17 protein-coding genes are annotated in these 20,527 nt (G+C 71.7%); 8 read left to right on the top strand and 9 right to left on the bottom strand.

What is annotated here, in order from left to right; all coding sequences use genetic code 11:
* The first annotated feature begins 26 nt into the window (after positions 1-26).
* Positions 27-410 carry a cold-shock protein gene (locus ACVW19_RS15005; protein ID WP_202278384.1) on the top strand — a complete coding sequence of 128 codons (384 nt, stop codon included), beginning with the start codon at positions 27-29 and terminating at the stop codon, positions 408-410.
* Between the two features lie 47 nt (positions 411-457).
* On the opposite strand, the gene ACVW19_RS15000 is transcribed toward ACVW19_RS15005, so the two are convergent.
* The 4 genes from ACVW19_RS15000 to ACVW19_RS14985 form a co-directional block, all read right to left on the bottom strand.
* A complete protein-coding gene (locus tag ACVW19_RS15000) occupies positions 458-1,309 on the bottom strand; it encodes a 1,4-dihydroxy-6-naphthoate synthase (protein ID WP_457459897.1) in 852 nt (283 codons plus the stop codon).
* Positions 1,299-1,994, bottom strand: coding sequence for a futalosine hydrolase (locus ACVW19_RS14995; protein ID WP_457459896.1), 696 nt, complete (start codon positions 1,992-1,994; stop codon positions 1,299-1,301). Before ACVW19_RS14995 ends, ACVW19_RS15000 begins: the two co-directional genes overlap by 11 nt.
* Positions 1,995-2,056: 62 nt before the next feature.
* On the bottom strand, positions 2,057-2,554 hold the full coding sequence (locus tag ACVW19_RS14990) for a DUF2771 domain-containing protein (protein ID WP_457459895.1): 498 nt from the start codon (positions 2,552-2,554) through the stop codon (positions 2,057-2,059).
* 63 nt (positions 2,555-2,617) lie between these two features.
* Positions 2,618-4,057 carry an MFS transporter gene (locus ACVW19_RS14985; protein ID WP_457459894.1) on the bottom strand — a complete coding sequence of 480 codons (1,440 nt, stop codon included), beginning with the start codon at positions 4,055-4,057 and terminating at the stop codon, positions 2,618-2,620.
* A gap of 317 nt (positions 4,058-4,374) precedes the next feature.
* Between ACVW19_RS14985 and ACVW19_RS14980 the strand changes: the two genes are divergently transcribed.
* Both ACVW19_RS14980 and ACVW19_RS14975 read left to right on the top strand, forming a co-directional pair.
* Positions 4,375-5,301: a DUF3027 domain-containing protein gene (locus tag ACVW19_RS14980; RefSeq protein WP_457459893.1), complete on the top strand. Its 927-nt coding sequence runs from the start codon at positions 4,375-4,377 to the stop codon at positions 5,299-5,301.
* Positions 5,302-5,789: 488 nt separating this feature from the next.
* Complete coding sequence (locus ACVW19_RS14975) at positions 5,790-8,951, top strand: sacsin N-terminal ATP-binding-like domain-containing protein (RefSeq protein WP_457459892.1); 3,162 nt, start codon at positions 5,790-5,792, stop codon at positions 8,949-8,951.
* Positions 8,952-9,025: 74 nt separating this feature from the next.
* Here the strand turns inward: ACVW19_RS14975 and nhaA are convergent, their stop codons facing one another.
* Positions 9,026-10,918 carry a Na+/H+ antiporter NhaA gene (gene nhaA / locus ACVW19_RS14970; RefSeq protein WP_457459891.1) on the bottom strand — a complete coding sequence of 631 codons (1,893 nt, stop codon included), beginning with the start codon at positions 10,916-10,918 and terminating at the stop codon, positions 9,026-9,028.
* Positions 10,919-11,246: 328 nt separating this feature from the next.
* Between nhaA and ACVW19_RS14965 the strand changes: the two genes are divergently transcribed.
* Positions 11,247-12,176: a hypothetical protein gene (locus tag ACVW19_RS14965; protein ID WP_457459890.1), complete on the top strand. Its 930-nt coding sequence runs from the start codon at positions 11,247-11,249 to the stop codon at positions 12,174-12,176.
* A gap of 149 nt (positions 12,177-12,325) precedes the next feature.
* Here ACVW19_RS14965 and ACVW19_RS14960 read toward each other — a convergent pair whose 3' ends face one another.
* Complete coding sequence (locus ACVW19_RS14960; protein WP_457459889.1) at positions 12,326-14,746, bottom strand: HAD-IC family P-type ATPase; 2,421 nt, start codon at positions 14,744-14,746, stop codon at positions 12,326-12,328.
* Between the two features lie 118 nt (positions 14,747-14,864).
* Positions 14,865-15,239: a DUF2530 domain-containing protein gene (locus ACVW19_RS14955; protein ID WP_457459888.1), complete on the bottom strand. Its 375-nt coding sequence runs from the start codon at positions 15,237-15,239 to the stop codon at positions 14,865-14,867.
* 181 nt (positions 15,240-15,420) lie between these two features.
* Here ACVW19_RS14955 and ACVW19_RS14950 point away from each other — a divergent pair, with 181 nt between their 5' ends.
* Positions 15,421-16,872 (top strand): NCS2 family permease, encoded by a 1,452-nt coding sequence (locus ACVW19_RS14950; RefSeq protein WP_457459887.1) that lies wholly within the window; start codon positions 15,421-15,423, stop codon positions 16,870-16,872.
* A 46-nt stretch (positions 16,873-16,918) separates the two neighbouring features.
* On the opposite strand, the gene ACVW19_RS14945 is transcribed toward ACVW19_RS14950, so the two are convergent.
* Complete coding sequence (locus ACVW19_RS14945) at positions 16,919-17,101, bottom strand: ribbon-helix-helix protein, CopG family (protein WP_109379380.1); 183 nt, start codon at positions 17,099-17,101, stop codon at positions 16,919-16,921.
* A 221-nt stretch (positions 17,102-17,322) separates the two neighbouring features.
* Between ACVW19_RS14945 and ACVW19_RS14940 the strand changes: the two genes are divergently transcribed.
* Together ACVW19_RS14940 and ACVW19_RS14935 are read left to right on the top strand one after the other, a co-directional pair.
* Positions 17,323-17,760, top strand: coding sequence for a MarR family winged helix-turn-helix transcriptional regulator (locus tag ACVW19_RS14940; protein ID WP_457459886.1), 438 nt, complete (start codon positions 17,323-17,325; stop codon positions 17,758-17,760).
* Positions 17,761-17,791: 31 nt separating this feature from the next.
* The gene (locus tag ACVW19_RS14935) at positions 17,792-19,183 is read left to right on the top strand and encodes an MFS transporter (protein ID WP_457459885.1); all 1,392 of its coding nucleotides are present in this window, start codon (positions 17,792-17,794) and stop codon (positions 19,181-19,183) included.
* Positions 19,184-19,219: 36 nt separating this feature from the next.
* On the opposite strand, the gene ACVW19_RS14930 is transcribed toward ACVW19_RS14935, so the two are convergent.
* Positions 19,220-19,807 carry a Uma2 family endonuclease gene (locus ACVW19_RS14930; protein WP_457459884.1) on the bottom strand — a complete coding sequence of 196 codons (588 nt, stop codon included), beginning with the start codon at positions 19,805-19,807 and terminating at the stop codon, positions 19,220-19,222.
* Positions 19,808-19,921: 114 nt separating this feature from the next.
* Between ACVW19_RS14930 and thpR the strand changes: the two genes are divergently transcribed.
* Positions 19,922-20,518 (top strand): RNA 2',3'-cyclic phosphodiesterase, encoded by a 597-nt coding sequence (gene thpR, locus ACVW19_RS14925; protein ID WP_457459883.1) that lies wholly within the window; start codon positions 19,922-19,924, stop codon positions 20,516-20,518.
* The last annotated feature ends 9 nt before the right edge of the window (positions 20,519-20,527 follow it).

Raw genomic sequence — 20,527 nt, 5'->3', positions numbered from 1 at the left:
CGACGAGTACGAGGACGAGGACGGACGTGCCCACCGGCAAAGTCAAGTGGTTCAACAGTGAGAAGGGCTTCGGCTTTCTCTCCCGCGACGACGGCGGTGACGTCTTCGTCCATTCCTCGGTCCTCCCCGCCGGAGTCGAGACCCTGAAGCCGGGTCAGCGGGTGGAGTTCGGTGTGGTCGCCGGGCAGCGAGGTGACCAGGCCCTCTCCCTGACCGTCATCGACCCGACCCCGTCGGTCGCGGCGGCCCAGCGCAAGAAGCCCGACGAGCTGGCCTCCATCGTCCAGGACCTGACGACCCTGCTGGAGAACCTCACACCGAACCTGGAGAAGGGCCGCTACCCGGACCGCACCTCCGGGAAGCAGATCGCCGGTCTCCTGCGCGCCGTCGCCGACCAGCTGGACGTCTGATCCGGCCGGGCGTCCGGCACCGGTACCGACACCCACACCGGTACGGGTCAGGGGAACCGCAGTGCGTCCGGGCCGAGGGGCGGTACCAGTCCCTCGGCCGCCGCACGCGTCAGCAGGCCCCGTACGGCCGCGTAGCCGTCCTCGCCGAGGTCGGCGGTGAACTCGTTGACGTACAGCCCGATGTGCTGGTCGGCGACGGCCGGGTCCATCTCCTGGGCGTGCGCCATGACGTACGGCCGCGCCGCCTCGGAGTCGTCCCAGGCGGCCCGTACGGAGCTGCGGATCGAGTCGGCGAGCAGGGTCAGCGTCCGCGCTCCGAGGGACCGCCTGGCGATGATCGCGCCCAGCGGGATCGGCAGCCCGGTGGTCTGCTCCCAGTGCTCACCCATGTCCGCGAGCCGGTGCAACCCGTAGTCCCGGTAGGTGAAGCGCGCCTCGTGGATGACGAGTCCCGCGTCGACCTTCCCGTCCCGTACGGCGGGCATGATCTCGTGGAACGGCATCACCACGATCTCCCCGACCCCACCGGGCACCACGTCCGCCGCCCACAGCCGGAACAGCAGATACGCCGTCGACTTCTCGCTGGGCACGGCGACCGTGCGTCCGGTGAGTTCCCCGGGCTCCCGGGTCAGTACCAGCGGCCCGCAGCCCCGGCCCAGCGCGCCTCCGCAGGGCAGCAGCGCGTACTCGTCGAGGACGTAGGGGAGGGCCGCGTACGACACCTTCAGCACGTCCGACTCGCCTCGCTCGGCCATGCCGTTGGTGATGTCGATGTCGGCGAAGGTGACGTCGAGGGCGGGCGCGCCGGGGACGCGGCCGTGCGCGAGGGCGTCGAAGACGAAGGTGTCGTTCGGGCAGGGGGAGTACACGATCCCCAGTCGCCGCTGCTCAACTGTCATACCGGTTCCAACTCTCCAGGACGGGCGCGATCTTCCCGAAGCCCTCGGTGAGGGCGTTCAGGGCGTCACCGACGCGCCAGGCGGCGCGGTCGCGCGGGCCGACGGGGTTCGACACCGCCCGTATCTCCAGCACGGGTACGCCGTGCGCGGCGGCGGCCTCGGCGACGCCGAAGCCCTCCATGGCCTCGGCGAGCGCACCGGGGTGGCGCTCGCGGAGCAGGGCGGCGCGGGCCGCGGTGCCGGTCACCGTCGACACGGTGAGCACGGCACCGGTGAGCGCGCCGGACGCGGCGGCCACCTCCCGGACCAGGGCGGCGGGGGGACGGTGGGTGACGGTGCCGAAGCCGAGGTCGGTCACCGGCAGGAAGCCGTCGGCCGTCTCGGCGCCCAGGTCGGCGGCGGTGATCTCGTCGGCGACGACGAGCGAGGCGAGGGGCGCGTGCGGCGGGAAACCGCCGGCGATCCCGGCCGAGACGACCAGGCGGTAGGGGTGGCCGTCCAGAGCGGCGGCGGTGAGCGCGGCGGCCGTGGAGGCGGCGGCGAGGGCCGGGCCGACACCGGCGGCGATCAGATCGGGACCGTCGGCGATCCTGACGACACTCGCCCCGGGCAGGGCCCTCGCGCGCGCGGCACCCGGGAAGGCCCGAGCCACCGCGTCCCGTTCGGCGGGGACGGCGGTGGCCACGAGGACGCCTCCCCGCGCTCCCGGTCTCGTGGGAGTGGGGGGCGCCCCGACGGACGACGCGATCAGGCGTCCTTCTTCAGCCGGAAGGACCACAGGCCCGTGGCCTCGTTCTCGCCCTGCTTGACCGACACCAGGGTCGAGTCGCCCTGGGCGCCGTACTGGGCGTTGAAGAACACGCTGCCGGGGATGGTGCGGTAGGTCTTGGTGCTGGAGTCGGTCAGCGGCTGACCGTTCATCAGGATCGTCCAGCCCTTGTCGGCGAGGTCCGGGTCGACACCGAAGCGCACGGTCTCGTCCGGGTCGACCGAGATCTCCTTGATGTCCTTGTCCTTCAGGCACGACGTCAGGTCGGCGGCCTTCAGGGCCTCGCCCTCACCGCCGCAGGTGGCCTCGGAGGACACCGAGTCACTGCCCACGGTGATCGTGGACATCGCCGTCGGCTTGTCGCAGGCCGACAGGACGAGCAGTCCGGCGGATACGGCACCGGCGGCGACGACGGCACGGCGCCGTCGCACAGCGCGGTCACTTCGAGCGGCTGTGCCGCGGGGCAACGTGGTCATGTGCGAAGGTTATCGGGCACGTCCGGTCGACCTCCCACGTGGGGGTACGGCGTGGCCGGAGCGTTACGCCACTCGCGCGCGTCCGTGGCCCCCGTGCCGGGCGGAGCCGATCAGCGCGCGGACGGTGGTCAGCCAGCCCGTGGCGACGATCGCGGCGCCCACCGCGAGGCCCAGCGACCCGATCAGCGGCATCGCGATACCGATCGCCCCGCCCAGCACCCACGACATCTGCAGCAGCGTCTCGGAGCGTGCGAACGCCGACGTGCGGACCGTTTCGGGCACGTCCCGCTGGATCAGCGCGTCCAGGGACAGCTTGGCCAGCGCCTGCGCGAAGCCGGCGACCCCGGCGAGGCAGGCCACCACGACCGCGCTGAACAACGCCGCCGCCGTGATCGCCGCGGTCACCACGCAGGCCACCACCGTCACGATGATGATCTCCGGCGCGCGGGACCGGAGCGAGGCGCCGACGGCCGTGCCGAGCGCGTTGCCGACGCCCGCCGCCACCCCCACGATGCCCAGGGACACGGCGGCGCTCTGGCCGGTCATCGGATGCTCGCGCAGCAGGAACGCGAGGAAGAAGATCAGGAAGCCGGTCAGGCAGCGGATGGAGGCGTTGGCGGCCAGCGCGTGGGTGACGGCCGGGCCGACCGTGCGCAGACCGGGCCGCTTGACGGGCTTGAGGTGCGGGCCGTGCAGATGGGCCTCGTCCGCCGCGAGCAGTGCCGTGTCCTCGCCCTTGGCGGAGTCCACCTTCGCCGGCAGCCGGAAGGACAGGAACATGCCCGTGACGAAGAGTACGAACGCGCCGTACAGCGGCCAGCGCGGTCCGATCTGGTGCAGCCCCGCGCCGATCGGCGCCGCGACGCCGGTGGCCAGCAGCCCGCCGAGGGTGACCCGCGAGTTGGCTTTCACCAGGGAGAACGCGGGCGGCAGCAGCCGGGGCACGACGGCGCTTCTGACCACCCCGTACGCCTTCGAGGAGACCAGTACGCCGAGCGCGGCCGGATACAGCTCGATGCCGCCGGTGACCACCGCGCCGGACAGCACCAGGGCGAGCAGCGCGCGGGCGAGCATCGCGCCCGCCATCGCGGCCCGGCGGCCGTGCGGGACGCGGTCCAGGAGCGGGCCGATCACCGGGGCCAGGAGGGTGAACGGCGCCATCGTGATGGCGAGGTAGAGCGCGACCCGGCCGCGTGCCTCGTCCGTCGGCACGGAGAAGAAGACGGTGGACGCGAGCGCGACGGTGATCATGACGTCGCCGGCGCCGTTCACACCGTGCAGCTCGATCAGCTTGCCGAGCCCGGACTCCCCGGCGCCGTGCGCGTGGGTGGCCCGGCGGATTCCGCGTGCGGTTCTGGTCACCGGGAAGCGCAGGACGCGGCCGACCGCGCGCAGACGGCCGCCCGGCCCGCCCGCCGTGAGGCGTCGGGCCTTTCCCTTGACTCTGGCCCCGTTCGGCCCACCGGTCCCGGTGGCGCCCTGGGGTGTCCTCGAGGTGGCCACGACGTTCATAGTGCCCTGATACGGCGGTCCGTAGTGCCCCAACCGCCTCGACGGCCCCGCGGTGTGCGGCTTCCGGCGGAACGCGGCACCGGCGCGCGCTGCCCGGGAACGCGTGAGAACACTCGAGAACAACCGTCGGTGTAGGCCCAGCGCACGCGAGCAGGTAGCGTGCGTATCTCAGCCATCCCGCAGAATGGATGGAGGCGCGCCCGAGCACGATCAGGCGTGGACGTCGACGCGGTCCTCCGGTCCGCTCCGTCCGCCCTCGCGCTGGGAGTGGCGCACTCGTGAGACGGCGTAGGAGAGAAGCGATACCTGTGAAGGCAGCGACAACGCGAAGCCGCACCCCCGACCGGCTGTGCGCCGAGGCCGTCGACCTCGCCCGCGCAGCAGCCGAGGAGGCCGCCGCGCCCGGGGTCGTCGGCGAACACGAAGGAATGCTCTCCGAGGGCGACCGGGTCGTCACCCACTACTTCGCCTGCAGGGAGCTCGGCTACCGCGGCTGGCGCTGGGCCGTCACCGTCGCCCGCGCCTCCCGCGCCAAGATCGTCACGGTGGACGAGGCGGTCCTGCTGCCCGGCCCCGACGCGATCCTCGCGCCGGAGTGGGTGCCGTGGAGCGAGCGGCTGCGTCCCGGCGACATGGGCCCCGGCGATCTGCTGCCCACCGACGCCGAGGACCTGCGGCTGGAGCCCGGCTTCTCCGGTGAGGACGCGCCGCCGCCGAACTCGCCGGTCTCCGGAGAGTTCGCCGAACTGGCGGAGGCCGAGGACGCGGACGTCACCGAGGGCACCCCGGCGCACCAGGTGACCGCCCCGGCCCGCGGTTCGATCGCGGCGGTCGCCGAGGAACTCGGCATGCGGCGCGCCCGCGTCCTGTCCCGCTACGGCCTGCACACCGCCGCCGACCGCTGGGAGGAGGCCTTCGGCGCCAAGACCCCGATGGCGCAGGCGGCCCCCGCGTCCTGTGTGTCCTGCGGCTTCCTCACCCCGATCGGCGGATCGCTCGGCCAGGCCTTCGGCGTGTGCGCCAACGAGTTCTCCCCGGCCGACGGCCGTGTCGTCTCCCTGTCCTACGGCTGCGGCGGCCACTCGGAGGCCGCGGTCATGCCCAAGCCGCCCCAGCCCACCCCGCCCCGGATCGACGAAACCCGCGTCGACCCCTTCCCGCTGCGCCCGTCGCCGGACTCCGGCTCGGTCCCGGCGACGGAGGACGCGTCGTCGGCGGAACTGGGTCACTCGTAGAGCCACCCGGCGGCCCCGCCTCCGCAGCGACGGGGGCGACGACGGCGGAAAAGCCCAGAAGGGTGCAGAAGGGTGCAGAAGGGTGCGGAGGGGTGCGCGGGATGCGGAGAGTGTCGGGGGTCTGCGGACCGTTGACGCGGGAAGCGTGAGCACTTCGGGCGCTGTCGTCCCCATGGTGCTCATGTGAGCGCTCAAGTGACGTTCACCCGCTGACCGCTCACGCTTTTCAGCAAGGCACCCGCTCCCGCCGCGGACGTCGGTGAGGAGGTCCTGGGCGGCCCGGTTTCACCCCGGACCCGTGAGCGCGCTTCGCCCGTACGGCTCCGCGGGCCGACCGCCCCGTCCAGGGGGTCGGCACCGTGATCCACGCCACTGCGCGCACCCGGGGCCTCGCTGCGGGTCATGTGCGGTGCCCGCCGTCCTCGTCGGGGTCCCGCGGAGCGGTACCTTCGGTCTCACGCCGATGAGGGCCGATGAGGAGAGTCAACGTGAGCAAGTTCGTGCGGCCGGCCGCTGAGGGTGCCGACCCGTTCGGGACGGCACGGCTGCGGCGTGGGGTGCTGGACGCCTGGGCCACCAGTCCCGCCCGGTTCCGTGAGGACGCCAACGCCGAAGAGGATCTCGTCCTCGGCGGGTACCGGGACCGCCTCGTCGTCGAGCTGGCGCAGAACGCCGCCGACGCCGCCGCCCGCGCGGGGGTGCCGGGGCGGCTCCGGCTCACGTTGCGCGACGGGGTGCTCGTCGCCGCCAACACCGGTGCTCCCCTGGACGCGGCCGGGGTCGAGTCGCTGTCCACCCTGCGGGCGTCCGCGAAGCGGGACGAGCCCGCCGGGGCCGTGGGCCGGTTCGGCGTCGGGTTCGCCGCCGTCCTCGCCGTCACCGACGAGCCCGCCCTCGTCGGCCGGCAGGGCGGGGTGCGGTGGTCGCTGGCCGAGGCCCGGGAACTCGCCGGTGACAGCGCGGGGCACAGCGCCGGTCTCGGCGACGAGATCCGCCGCCGCGACGGGCACGTACCGCTGCTGCGCCTGCCCTTCGCCGCCGAGGGCACCGCCCCCGACCCGTACGACACCGCCGTCATCCTGCCGCTGCGCGACACGGCCGCCGTCGACCTCGCCGAGCGGCTGCTGCACGCCGTCGACGACGCCCTGCTGCTCGCCCTGCCCGGCCTGGAGGAGGTCGTCGTCGAGATCGGCGACGACGAGCCCCGTACCGTGCGCCGGAGTGAGGAGGGCGCCTTCACCCTCGTCGACGACTCGCGCGACGGCACCACCCGCTGGCGCACCTCCACCGCCCACGGACCGCTCACCCCGGACCTGCTCGCCGACCGTCCCGTCGAGGAGCGGCTGCGGCCCCACTGGTCGGTCACCTGGGCCGTCCCCGTCGACTCCGACGGCAGCCCCGTCCGGCCCCGCACCAGCCCCGTCGTGCACGCCCCCACCCCCAGCGACGAGCCGCTCGGCGTCCCCGCCCTGCTCATCGCCTCCTTCCCGCTGGACTCCACCCGCCGGCACGCCGCCCCCGGCCCGCTCACCGACTTCCTGGTGGAGCGCGCGGCCGACGCCTACGCCGGTCTCCTCGCGGAGTGGCATCCGGTGACCGCCGGGATCATCGACCTCGTGCCCGGCCCGCTCGGCAAGGGCGAACTGGACGGCGCCCTGCGCCAGGCGGTCCTCGGGCGGCTGCCCCGCACCTCCTTCCTGCCCCCCGCCGTCCCCCCGCGCGAGCAGGACGACGACTCCGGCCTGCCCGAGTCGCTGCGGCCCCGGGACGCCGAGATCGTCGAGGGGGCCGGGGCCGACACCGTGCGGGTGCTCGCCGAGGTGCTGCCCACCCTGCTGCCCGCCGGGCTCGAACGGCGGACGGAACTGCGCACCCTGGGCGTGGCCCGGGTCCCGCTGGCCGACGCGATCGACCGGCTCGCCGGGCTGGAGAAGGCGCCCGCCTGGTGGCGGCGGCTGTACGAGAGCCTCGCCGGGGTCGACCCGGACCGGCTCTCCGGGCTGCCCGTGCCGCTCGCCGGGGATACCTCCCAGGCTTTCGGCACCGGGGGAGGGCGTACCACCATCGGCCCCCGGCAGGTGCTGCTGCCCGGCGCGGAGGCCGCCCGGATCGACCCCGGGGTGCTGGCCCGGCTCGGCCTCAAGGTCGCCCACCCGGACGCCGCGCACCCCCTGCTGGAGAAGCTCGGCGCCCTCCCGGCCACCCCGCGCGCGGTGCTCACCACCCCGCAGGTGCGGGCCGCCGTCGCCGCCTCCCTCGACGACGAGGGCGCCATGAACTGGGAGGATGAGGCGCCCGACGCCGAGGAACTCGCCGACACCGTGCTCGGCCTGGTGCGCGACGCCGGTCTCGAACCCGGCGACGAGCCCTGGCTGGGCGCCCTCGCGCTGCCCGACGAGGACGGCGAACTCTCCCCGGCCTGCGAACTGGTCTTCCCCGGCGGCCCCTTCGCCCGCGTCATGCGCGAGGGTGAACTCGCCTCCGTGGACATCGAGTTGGCGCAGAAGTGGGGAGAGGCCCCGCTGGCCGCCTGCGGTGTGCTGGTCGACTTCGCCCTGGTCCGCGCCACCGACGTCGTCCTCGACCCGGACGAACTCGAGCCGCGGGAAGGGGACTTCACCGAACCCGACGACGCGGGCCTGCTCGACGCCGTGGACGTGTGGAGCGAGGACATCCTCGACCGCTTCCCCGACAGCCCGGTGCCGCCGGTCGCCACCGAGATCGTCGCCGTGCGCGACCTCGACCTCGTCGACGACGACCGGTGGCCCCAGGCCCTCGCCCTGCTCGCCCGCCCGCCGCTGCGCGACGCGCTCACCCAGCCGGTGCGCGTCCTGCTGCCCGACGGCACCCATGAGGTCGTCCGCCCGTACACCGCCTGGTGGCTGCGCGGGCACCCGGTGCTCGGCGGCCGCCGCCCGGCCGGTCTGCGCGCCGCGGGGAGCGACCCGCTGCTGCGCGGCCTGTACGACGAGGCCGACGCCACCGGCTTCGAGGACGAGCAGGTGCTGCGGGCACTCGGCGTGCGCACCTCCGTGTCCGCGCTGCTCGACGAACCGGGCGGCGCGGCCGAACTCCTCGACCGCCTCGCCGACCCCGACCGCGCGGTCACCGCCGCCCAGCTGCACGCCCTCTACGGGGCGCTGGCCGACCTGGAGCCGGACCAGGTGACCCTGCCGGACGAGCTGCGCGCGGTGGTCGACGGCCGGGTCGAGGTGGTGGACGCCGCCGACGCGGTGGTCGTCGACTCGCCCGACCTGCTGCCGTTCACCGCGGGCGTGGCCCTGCTGCCCGTCCGCCCCTCGCGGGCGGCCGAGCTGGCCGAACTGTTCCAGGTGCGGCGGCTGAGCGAGTCCGTCACCGGGGAGGTCGGTTCCCAGGGCACCGAGTACGACGTGCCGGAGTCCGTGCGGGTCCTGCTCGGGTCGCGCACCCCGGCGACGTACGTCGAGCACGAGGAACTCGTCGTGGACGGCGTGGAGATCGACTGGCGTCTGACCGGCGACGGCGTGCCGCACGCCGCCACCCTGGAGGGTGTCGCCGCCGGGCTGGCCTGGGCGGCCGGTGAGTGGCCGCGCCGCTTCGAGGTCGCGGCCCTGCTGGAGGACCCGTCCAGGACGGAGGAACTGGCGCGGGACCGCTGGTTCGACTGAACGCGTGGGGGGGTGGGCCGGGGTCGCCCCCGGCCCACCCCCCCCACGGGCGGACCTTTCGCCTGCTTCTGCTTCTACTTCTTCGTGGGCGCCTGGGCGCCGGACTCCTGCGCGTACGCCTCGAGCTCGCGGGCGAGCGTCGCCGCGTCGTACGGGCCGGTGTGCCGGCGGTTGCCGATGAAGAACGTCGGGACCCCGCGGGCGCCGCTGGCCTCGGCGCTGGCGGCGTCCACCCGTACCCGCTCGGCCGTCTTCTCGTCGTCGAGGTCGCGGAGGAACTTCTCGACGTCGAGTCCGAGGTCGGCGGCGTAGCCGGCGCTGTCCTGGTAATCGAGCTCGTCCTGGTGCCTGTAGAGCAGATCGTGCATCTCCCAGAAGCGGCCCTGCAGGCCGGCGGCCGTCGCCGCCCGTGCGGCGAGCTCGGCGTGCGGGTGCACGTCGGGCAGCGGCAGGTGCCGGAAGACGTAGCGGAACCGGTCGCCGAAACGTTGCCGCAGTTCCTGGGTGACGCCGGTGGCGCGGGCGCAGAAGGGGCACTCGAAGTCGCCGTACTCCACCAGGGTGAGGGGCGCTTCGGGGGGCCCGAGGATGTGGTCCGTCTCCGGGTCGACCGGACGGTCCAGGTAACGGGGCAGGTCCGCGTCGGTCTCCCCGCGCAGGGTCGCGGCCAGATGGAACACGAGCCAGCCCGCGAGGGTGGAGAACAGGGCGGCCAGCAGGACACCGACGGTCCCCTCGGCACGGACCACCGGGTCGTCGAAGGCGAGCCCGACGATCAGCAGGGACACGGTGAAGCCGATGCCGGACAGGACACCGCCGCCCAGGACATGGCCCTGCCCCACCCCGGTCGGGAGCTTCCCGAGGCCGGTCCGGGTGCCGAGGTAGGCGCCGCCCCAGATGCCGACCAGCTTTCCGACGACGAGACCCACGACCACGGCCCAGGTGACGGCGGAGGTCAGGGCGTTGGTCAGGACGCCGTCACGCAGGTCGACACCGGCGTTGGCCAGCGCGAACACCGGGACGATGACGTAGCTGGACCAGGGGTGGAGCACCGTCTGGAGCCGCTCGTTGACGGAGACTGCCTGCTGGAGCCCCCTGCGTGCCGTCTTGCCGACGTCCGCGAGGGGGGACTGACGGAAGGCGCGGAAGAGCCGAGCGGCCTGCTCCACTCCCTCGCGTGACGGGTTCCGGGCGGGGATCAGGAGGCCGCCGAGCATGCCGGCGATGGAGGCGTGGAGACCGGCCTGGAGGGTGGCGAGCCACATCACGAGGACGATCAGGACGTACGGGGCCGCCTGCCAGACGCCGAAGCGGGTCAGCGCGGACAGCACCATGCCCAGGAGGAGCGCGACGATCAGCTCCGGCACACTGATGCTGCCGGAGTAGACCACGCCGATGACGGTGACGGCCACGATGTCGTCGATGACGGTGATGGCCAGCAGGAAGACGCGCAGCTGCGTGACGAACCGCGGGCCCACGATGGCGAGCGCGCCCAGCATGAACGCCGTGTCGGTGCCGATGACCACGCCCCAGCCCATGGCGGCCTCGCCTCCGGGGGCGATCGCCAGGTACAGCAGGACGGGCACGAGCATGCCGCCGATTCCGGCGAGGAGCGGAATCATGAGCCGGCTGCGGTTGTTCAGCTCGCCGACGGAGACCTCGTAACGGACCTCCAGGCCGATGATGAAGAAGAACAGGGCCATCAGTCCGTCGTTGACCCAGTGCCCCAGGTCCATCGACAGCTCGGCGTTGCCCAGGGAGAGGGACAGGTCGGTGGCCCAGAGCGACGTGTACGAGTCCGACCAGGGCGAGTTCGCCCATATCAGGGCCACCGCGACCGCGAACAGGAGCAGGCCCGCACTGCCGGCCTCGGTCTCCATGAAGGAACGGACGGGGCGGGACAGCTGAGCGCCTATGGAGCGCCTTTTCGCCCGGGACTGGTTGTCCGGGGTCTTCGTCGCGCTCATCACTGAATCACAGTACCCGTCCGCATGGTGGACAAGGCCTGGGAATGATGCCGACAGGGGTTGTCGCGGGCGGGTGTGATCATGCGGGACCCTCCTTCGGGTTCTTCAGATGTTTCTGGCCTTTCGGGCTCTGCGTGCGGCACGCGGCGGCCGGGGCCGTGATCTTCAAGAATCGCACACAGGTTTTCGTTTTCCCGTACAACCATCCACCGGTGTCATGTATCTGATCAGCTGAGTCAACAGACTCCATGGTCACTCGGGCCCCGGAAGTGACGACGAGCCGTTGGGAACGACGACCATCGGGGCCCCTTCTCCACATGGGGAATGCATGCGTATTCGAGCCACCGTCATCGCCGCGGTTTCCGGCGCCCTGGCCCTGTCCGCCCTCGCCGTTCCGGCAGCACAGGCGTCCGACGGCGCCGTGAGCCGCGCGGACATCGCGAAGGTCCGTGAGGCCGCGCAGGCCGCCTCGTCCGACAAGGCCGCGTTCAGCGCCCGTGCCGCCGCCTACGACGAGCCGTACGCCCTGGACGTCACCTTCTCCAACTTCAAGATCGCCAAGGCGATCAAGGTCGGCACGACCAACCGGGTCACGACCAAGGTCACCTACACCCTGACCCACGGCGCGGACGTCGACATCACCGCGCTCGACTTCCTCACCGACCCGTTCCTCTACAAGGGCAGCTTCGCCGAGCCGCGGAACATACTGATCGGCGACGACTTCGCCTACTGCAAGGCGACCTCGGCGACCAAGGCCACCTGCTCCGGCACCATCGACATCCGCCCCAGGGAGTACGACCTGCTGAACGAGGACGCCGGCACCTGGAAGGCCGGCGCCCTGGCCATCGCCTTCAACGGCGAGGACCCGACCGTCGACGACCCCGACATCTCCAAGATCGGCTACGCGGAGAAGGGCGGCCTCGCCACCACCCTGGTCCAGCGCTACTCCAAGCTGACGGTCAACGCCTCGCCGGAGCCGGTGAAGAAGGGCAAGACCATCACGGTCACCGGCAAGCTGACCCGCGCCAACTGGGAGACCTACAAGTACGCCGGCTACACGAACCAGTCGGTGAAGCTGCAGTTCCGCAAGAAGAACTCCAGCACCTACACCACCGTCAAGACCATCAAGACCAACTCGACGGGCAACCTGAAGACCACGGTCAAGGCCTCCGTCGACGGCTACTACCGCTACTCCTTCGCGGGCACCACGACCACCCCGGCGGTCAACGCCGCCGGTGACTTCGTCGACGTGAAGTAAGCCCTGCCGGGGCTGGTCACGCGGTTCACCGAAACGCCCCCCGAGGGGGCGCGAGGCTGTATCGACATGCGGCTCCGCCGCGTGGGCGCGACCAGCCCCCACCGGCCCGCAGGGGAACAAGCGACCGGTGTTCCCTGCCGAGCCGAGCCCTAAGCGGGAAAGCGGCGGTCCACCCACCTCCACAGGAGTTCCAGGGTGGCCGCCGCCACCACCGCGATGCCGACCGCGACCCACGGCATCGTCATCCCCACCAGCCTCAGCGCGAAGAACCCCTGCAGCCACGGCACGACCAGCACCAGCAGGAACCCCGCGGCCATCGTCGCCACCAGCCCGATCCGCCACCAGGTGTAGGGCCGGGCGATGATCGCCAGCACCCACAGCGAGATCAGGAACAGCGTCAGCGTCGCCGCGCTCGTCTCCGCCTCCAACGCCCCCTCGCCGCTGTAGTGGTGGCGGGCGAGCAGATACGTGGCGAACGTCGCCAGCGCGGCCAGCACCCCGCCCGGGATCGCGTACCGCATGACCCGCCGTACGAAGTTCGGCCGGGCCCGCTCCCTGTTGGGGGCGAGGGCCAGGAAGAACGCCGGGACGCCGATGGTGAGCGTGGACAGCAGGGTCAGATGGCGCGGCAGGAACGGGTACTCCACCTGCCAACACACCACCAGCACCGCCAGCAGCACCGAGTAGACGGTCTTCACCAGGAACAGCGTCGCGACCCGGGTGATGTTGCCGATCACCCGCCGACCCTCGGCCACCACCGACGGCAGGGTGGCGAAGCTGTTGTTCAGCAGCACGATCTGGGCGACCGCGCGCGTGGCCTCCGAGCCGGAGCCCATCGCCACCCCGATGTCGGCGTCCTTCAGCGCCAGCACGTCGTTCACCCCGTCGCCGGTCATGGCGACCGTGTGCCCGCGCGACTGGAGCGCGCCCACCATGTCCCGCTTCTGCCGCGGGGCGACCCGTCCGAACACCGTGCCCCGGTCCAGCGCCTCGGCCATCTCGTCCCGCTCGGCGGGCAGCCGGCGCGCGTCGACCGTCGTACCGCTCAGTCCGAGCTTGGCCGCGACCGCACCGACCGACACGGCGTTGTCGCCGGAGACGACCTTGGCGCGGACGTTCTGCTCGGAGAAGTACCGCAGGGTGTCGGCCGCGTCCGGCCGCAGCCGCTGCTCCAGCACCACCAGCGCGGTCGGGCGGACACCCTTGGCCGCGTCCGGGTCGTCCACGGGCACGTCGCGCTCGGCGCGGGCGAGCAGCAGCACCCGCAGCCCCTGCTCGTTCAGCCGCGTGGTCCGGGCCAGGGCCGGGTCGTCGGCGTCCAGCAGCACGTCGGGCGCCCCGAGCAGCCAGGTGACGGGCGGTTGCCCGGTGCCCTCGGCGTCCTCGGCGCCCTCGTCGAAGGTGGCGCCGCTGTACTTGCGGGCCGAGGAGAACGGCAGGGTGTCGGTGCAGCGCCGGTCCCCGGTGTCCGGGTAGGCGTCGGCGATCGCCCGGAGGGACGCGTTCGGCCGCGGATCGGACGCGCCGAGGGCCCCCAGCACCTTCCGTACGTACGCCTCGTCGCCGCCGTCGAGCAGCCGCAGTCCGGTGACGTCCATGCCGCCCTCGGTGAGGGTGCCGGTCTTGTCCAGGCAGACCGTGTCGACGCGGGCCAGTCCCTCGATGGCGGGCAGTTCCTGCACCAGGCACTGCTTGCGCCCCAGCCGGACGACCCCGATGGCGAAGGCCACCGAGGTGAGCAGCACCAACCCCTCGGGCACCATCGGCACGATCCCGCCGACCGTGCGGGCGACGGAGTTCTTCAGCTCGTTGTGCTTCACGACCAGCTGGCTGATGATCAGCCCGGTCGCGGTCGGGATCATCATCCACGTCACGTACTTGAGGATCGTGGAGATGCCCGAGCGCAGCTCGGAGTGGACCAGCGTGAACCGGGACGCCTCCTCGGCGAGCTGCGCCGCGTACGCCTCGCGTCCCACCCTGGTCGCCTGGAAGGAACCGCCGCCCGCGACCACGAAGCTTCCGGACATGAGCCGGTCCCCGGGCTGCTTGACCACGGGATCGGCCTCGCCGGTGAGCAGCGACTCGTCGATCTCCAGCGCGTCCGCCTCGGCGCACACCCCGTCGACGACGACCTTGTCGCCCGGCCCGATCTCGATCAGGTCGTCCAGCACGATCTCGGACGTGCCGATCTCCGCCGCCGCCCCGTCCCGGCGCACCGTGGGCCGCACCTCGCCGATCAGCGCCAGTGAGTCCAGGGTCTTCTTCGCCCGCCACTCCTGGATGATGCCGATCCCGGTGTTGGCGAGGATCACGAAGCCGAACAGGCCGTCCTGGATGGGCGCGACGCTCAGCATGATCACCCAGAGGACGCCGATGATCGCGTTGAACCGGGTGAGGACGTTCGCGCGGACGATCTCGATCATGGACCGGCTGCTGCGCACCGGCACGTCGTTGACCTGCCCGAGAGCCACCCGCTCCGCCACCTCCGCGGCGGTCAGGCCGGTCACCGGCGAGGTGACGGTGCCGGGCTGCGCGGCACCGGCCTGCGGGTCCGCGTCGAGATGCGCCATGCAGTCGACGGTACGTGCGGCTTCACGGCTTCACCCACCGGATGCGCGGAAGATCCGACCGGGGGAGGAGGGCCGCGGGGCGGTCGTGGTGCCGTGGGCGTACGGGAGTGGTGAGGGGTCAGTCGGCCGACGACGGGGAGGGGCCGCCGGCCGGTTCCGTCTCCGCCGTCTCCACCGACTGCGCCGACTGCGCCGTCTCCGTGCCCCGAGCGGCCGCCGCGGCCTGGTCGCGCTTGATCGCGGCGTCGCGCCGGCGGACGTACCAGATGCCGATGAACCCGAGCCCGCCGCCGGCCAGGCAGGTCCACAGCCACCAGGTGTGGCCGCGGTCGTCGAACCAGCCGTAGAAGGGCAGCTGCACCAGGAAGAGGGCGAACCAGATGATCGTGCCGCCGACGATGGTGGCGACCACGGGGCCCTCCAGGGGCTCCGGCGCCTCGTGCTTGGGGGTTCCCGTGACCAAACGCGAGAGACCCGAGAAGAAAGCGGCCATGCGGACAGCTTACGAGGGCGGGCGGGGGTGAGGTTCGCCGCACCGGGCCGCATGTGTCTACGCGCGGAGATAGCGTGGATGTCGTTATATCTTCATACTGAATCTGTTTGTCTCTGGCCCATTCTGCTCGTAGGAAACGCCAAAGGGCTTTGATGGAAGTCCGACGGTGATGAGGTTCTGCATGTCCACGTCGGCCCCCAGCAAGGCCCCCCTGCCCGATCAGCCGGGGCCCGCGCCCGCGTACGGCGCACTCGACCGCTACTTCAAGATCTCCGAGCGGGGCAGCAGCCTGCCCCGCGAGATCCGTGGCGGATTCGCCACCTTCTTCGCGATGGCCTACATCATCGTGCTGAACCCGATCATCCTCGGCAGCGCGAAGGACGTGTACGGCAACCAGCTCGACAACGGCCAGCTGGTCACCGCGACCGCCCTGACGGCGGCGTTCACCACGCTGCTCATGGGCGTCATCGGCAACGTGCCGATCGCGCTGGCCGCCGGCCTCGGCGTGAACTCGGTGGTCGCCCTCCAGCTCGCCCCGCGCATGTCGTGGCCCGACGCGATGGGCATGGTGGTGCTGGCCGGCTTCATCGTCATGCTGCTGGTCGCCACCGGTCTGCGTGAGCGCGTGATGAACGCCGTCCCGTACGGTCTGCGCAAGGCCATCGCCATCGGTATCGGCCTGTTCATCATGCTGATCGGCCTGGTCGACTCCGGTTTCGTCTCCCGGATCCCGGACGCCGCCCAGACCACCGTCCCGCTCCAGCTCGGCACCGGCGGTCACCTCACCGGCTGGCCGGTCCTCGTCTTCATCCTCGGCGCGCTGCTCACGCTGGCGCTGATCGTGCGCAAGGTGCCCGGCGCGATCCTCATCTCGATCGTCGCGATGACGGTCCTCGCCGTGATCATCAACGCCGTGGCCGACATCCCCTCCTGGGGCCTGACGAACCCGACCTGGCCCGGCAACCCCGTCGCCACCCCCGACTTCGGCCTGATCGGCGAGGTCAGCCTGTTCGGCGGCTTCGCCAAGGTCGGTGTGCTGACCGGCGTCCTGTTCGTCTTCACCGTGCTGCTGTCGTGCTTCTTCGACGCGATGGGCACGATCATGGGCGTCTCCGACGAGGCCAAGCTGACCGACGCCGACGGCCAGATGCCCGGCATCAACAAGGTCCTGTTCATCGACGGTGTCGCGGTCGCCGCGGGTGGCGCCAGCTCCTCCTCCGCCACCACCGCCTTCGTGGAGTCCACGGCCGGCGTCGGTGAGGGCGCGCGCACCGGCTTCGCGAACGTCGTCACCGGCGCGCTGTTCGCCGTCGCGCTGTTCCTCACGCCCGTCGCCACGATGGTGCCGTCCCAGGCGGCCACCCCGGCGCTGTTCGCGGTCGGCTTCCTGATCCTGGCGGGCTCGATCAAGGAGATCGACTGGGCGGACTACACGATCGCCGTTCCGGCCTTCGTGACCATGGTGATGATGCCGTTCACCTACTCGATCACCAACGGCATCGGCATGGGCTTCATCACCTTCGTGCTGCTGCGCCTGGCGGCCGGGCGCGGCCGGGAGGTCCCGGTGGCGATGTACGCGGTGTCGGCTGTCTTCGCCTTCTACTACCTGATGCCGGCACTGGGTCTGACCTGACCCGGCCCGGCCTGACCCGCCCCGGCCCGACCGGCTCGGTGCGGGATCAGGTGACGCCGTAGAACTTCTCCGTCTCCTCGACGGCGGTCTGGAACCGCTGGTCGAAGTCATCGCGAATGAGCGTCTGGACGACATAGTCCTGGACGCTCATTCCGCGTTTGGCGGCATGGCTCCGGAGTCTTTCGAGCAGTTCCTGGTCCATGCGCAGGCTGAGTACGTCGGTCCCCATGGACATGAGCCTTGCCGCACTCTCCGGCCCGGTGTGCCATGTTTCCCGCAGGGATCACCCGTACGAGTGATCTATGGCGTGCTCTGTGGCGCGATTGCGGCGTGACTGGGGCGTGACGGCGGCGTGACGGCGGCATGGGTGGCCGACCTCACGGGCACGGGCGGGGTTCGATCGCGCCCCGACTGGTCCTTTAGCGAGAGTAATGAGTTATGCTAAAGAACATGCCGGACCTCAGCCATGACGACGACGCGGCCGCCGTCAACGCCCTTCGATCCGCCGTGATGCGACTGTCCCGTCGGCTCAAGCACCAACGCGTCGACGAGTCGCTCAGCCCCACCGAGATGTCGGTGCTGGGCACCCTCGCCCGCTGTGGTCGGGCCACCCCGGGCGAGCTCGCCCGCAGGGAACACGTCCAGCCGCCCTCGATGACCCGCATCGTGGCCCTGCTGGAGGGCAAGGGGCTGGTCCGGCTGGAGCCGCACCCCGACGACCGGCGCCAGAAGGTCGTGACGCAGACCGAACAGGCCGAGGCGATGCTCGCCGAGAGCCGCCGCAAGCGGAACGTCTTCCTGGCCACCCTCGCCGAGGAACTCGACGAGGACGAATGGGCGAAACTCCGTGCCGCCGCCCCTGTGCTGGAGAAGCTCGCGCACATCTAGGAAATCAGCAGCCGTCGCTAGGAGGCGAACCTTGAGTACGGGACCCGGAGCAGACTCCGCCCCCGCTCCTGACACCCACGACACCCCCGCCGGCGGTGACACGCCGCCCGACCCGGAAGCGCCGGGGCGGAGCATCCGCAAGTCCCGGATGTTCTCCTCGCTGCGGGTCAGGAACTACCGCCTGTTCTTCATCGGCCAGGTGGTCTCCAACATCGGCACCTGGATGCAGCGCATCGCCCAGGACTGGCTGGTGCTCACCCTCACCGCCTCCTCGGCCGCCGTCGGTATCACCACGGCCCTGCAGTTCCTGCCGATGCTGCTGTTCGGCCTGTACGGCGGCGTCCTCGTGGACCGCCTGCGCAAGCGCCCCACACTGCTCGTCACCCAGTCGGCGATGGCCCTCACCTCGCTGGCGCTCGCCGCCCTCACCCTCACCGGACAGGTCGAGGTCTGGCACGTCTACGTCGCCGCCTTCGTCACCGGTCTGGCGACGGTGGTCGACAACCCCGCCCGCCAGTCCTTCGTCGCCGAGCTGGTCGGCCCCGGTCAGCTGCAGAACGCGGTCAGCCTGAACTCCGCGAACTTCCAGTCCGCCCGCCTGGTCGGTCCCGCCGTCGCGGGCCTGCTGATCACCGGCGTCGGCACGGGCTGGGCGTTCCTCCTCAACGGCCTGTCCTTCATCGCGCCGCTGGCCGGCCTGATGATGATGCGGGCCCGCGAACTGCACGCCGTCACGCCGTCCCCGCGCGGCAAGGGGCAGCTGCGGGAGGGGCTGCGCTATGTCGCGGGCCGGCCCGACCTGGTCTGGCCGATCGTCCTGGTCGGCTTCATCGGCACGTTCGCCTTCAACTTCCCCGTCTACCTCTCGGCCTTCGCCGACGACGTCTTCCACGGGGGCGCGGGCGTCTACAGCCTGTTCAACACCCTGATGGCGGTCGGCTCCCTGGCCGGCGCCCTGCTCGCCGCCCGGCGCGGCACGGCCCGCCTGCGGCTGCTGATCCTGGCCGCGCTGGCCTTCGGCGGACTGGAGATCGTGGCGGCCGGGGCACCCACCCTGTGGCTGTTCGCCCTGCTCATGATCCCGATCGGCCTGTTCGCCATGACGGTCAACGTCACCACCAACACCAGCATCCAGATGTCCACCGACCCGGCCGTACGCGGCCGCGTCATGGCCCTGTACATGATGGTCTTCCTCGGCGGCGCGCCCGTCGGCGCCCCGATCGTCGGCTGGATCACCGACACCTACGGCGCCCGTCTCGGCTTCGCGATGGGCGGTGCCGTCGCGGTCCTCGCCGCCGCGGTGATCGGCCTGATCCTGGCCCGCGTCGGCAACCTGCGCCTGACGGTCGGCTGGAACCGCGGCCATCCCCAGGTGCGGTTCGTACCGAGGGAACGGCAACGGGAGCTGACGGCGGTGGCCTGACGGCCGGACCCGCCGCCCCGACGAGTTCCTCCGCGATCAGTCGCGGGGGAACTCGTCGGTCTTGAGTACCAGACCGACGACCGTCCCGGTCAGGTCGACCTCCTCGCCGAAGGGAAGTCGGACCGCCCCGCGGTACGTACCGTCCTTCGGCAGGGTGTGCAGGTGCCACTCGCCGGTGTACGGGTCCACGATCAGGTACACGGGGACGCCGGCGGCGGCGTAGGCGTCCTTCTTGGAGCCGTAGTCGTTGGCGCCGGTCTTCTTGGAGATCACCTCGGCGACGAATTCGACGTCCGCGCAGTTCCACAGCCCTTTGGCATTCTTGTCGGCGCCTTCGGCCATCAACGTGACATCGGAGGCGAAGCCGTTGAGGTACCCCGGGTAGTCGATGCGGACGTCGCACTTCACACGCTTGCGCGGGTACTCGGCGCGCAGCTGGTCGTAAATGTTCGCGATGATGTCCCAGTGGGTGTCCCGCTGAGGCGCCATGAAGATGTTCCCCCCGACGATTTCGACCTTGTAACCCTCGGGGACGGGCATCGTCTCCAACCACTCGAACATCATGTCGAGAGTGGGTTCGCCGTTGCTGTCGGCCATCTTGATCCTGTCGTCAAGGACGGTCATCGTGGCGCTCCTCCCCGGCTGCGCCCCGGACGGATGCAGCCGCGCAGTACAACGATACGCACGGTGACCAGGACACGCGTGGGCGTACACGCGTTCCCCGGTGAGACTGGAGGCATGAGACTCTTCGCCGCCGTGGTGCCGCCCGAGGACGTGATCCGTGAGCTCGCCGTCGAGGTCGAGGAACTGCGGCGGCTGCCCGGCGCGGACGCCCTGCGCTGGACCGGGGTTCCCGGCCGGCCCCGCGGCGGAGCCGCTGATTGGCACTTCACGCTGGCCTTCTACGGAGAGGTCGACGACGACCTCGTCCCCGAGCTGACCGCCCGCCTGGAGCGGGCCGCGTCCCGGAGCGAACCCTTCGAGCTGGCGCTGTGCGGCGGTGGCCGGTTCGGCCACGGGCGGACCCTGTGGACCGGGGCGGACGGTGACCTGCACCCCCTGAGCCTGCTCGCCGACCGTACGGAGGCGGCGGGGCGCAGGGCGGGCGTGGCGATGGGGGAGCACCGCCGCTACAAGGCCCACCTGACGCTGGCCCGCAGCCGGACCGGTGCCGACGTACGGCCGTACGTGGAGGCCCTGGGGCGGTTCCGGAGCCGCACCTGGACCGTGGGCGAGGTGGCGCTGGTGCGCAGCAACCTGCCGAGGTCGGGGGTGCCGGGCGAACAGCCCCGTTACGAGGTGGTCGCGCGCTGCCCACTCGGCGCGGCCGGTTAGGCTCGAGGG

It is taken from the genome of Streptomyces sp. TE5632 (assembly GCF_054061295.1).
This window is presented reverse-complemented; position numbering and strand designations above follow the sequence as displayed.

Coding starts and splice junctions, on each gene's coding strand:
- ACVW19_RS15000 (WP_457459897.1), bottom strand. CDS start 1,309: ATGACAGTTGAGCAGCGGCGACTGGGGATCGTGTACTCCCCCTGCCCG.
- ACVW19_RS14990 (WP_457459895.1), bottom strand. CDS start 2,554: ATGACCACGTTGCCCCGCGGCACAGCCGCTCGAAGTGACCGCGCTGTG.
- nhaA (WP_457459891.1), bottom strand. CDS start 10,918: ATGAGCGCGACGAAGACCCCGGACAACCAGTCCCGGGCGAAAAGGCGC.
- ACVW19_RS14965 (WP_457459890.1), top strand. CDS start 11,247: ATGCGTATTCGAGCCACCGTCATCGCCGCGGTTTCCGGCGCCCTGGCC.
- ACVW19_RS14960 (WP_457459889.1), bottom strand. CDS start 14,746: ATGGCGCATCTCGACGCGGACCCGCAGGCCGGTGCCGCGCAGCCCGGC.
- ACVW19_RS14955 (WP_457459888.1), bottom strand. CDS start 15,239: ATGGCCGCTTTCTTCTCGGGTCTCTCGCGTTTGGTCACGGGAACCCCC.
- ACVW19_RS14950 (WP_457459887.1), top strand. CDS start 15,421: ATGTCCACGTCGGCCCCCAGCAAGGCCCCCCTGCCCGATCAGCCGGGG.
- ACVW19_RS14945 (WP_109379380.1), bottom strand. CDS start 17,101: ATGGGGACCGACGTACTCAGCCTGCGCATGGACCAGGAACTGCTCGAA.
- ACVW19_RS14940 (WP_457459886.1), top strand. CDS start 17,323: ATGCCGGACCTCAGCCATGACGACGACGCGGCCGCCGTCAACGCCCTT.
- ACVW19_RS14930 (WP_457459884.1), bottom strand. CDS start 19,807: ATGACCGTCCTTGACGACAGGATCAAGATGGCCGACAGCAACGGCGAA.
- thpR (WP_457459883.1), top strand. CDS start 19,922: ATGAGACTCTTCGCCGCCGTGGTGCCGCCCGAGGACGTGATCCGTGAG.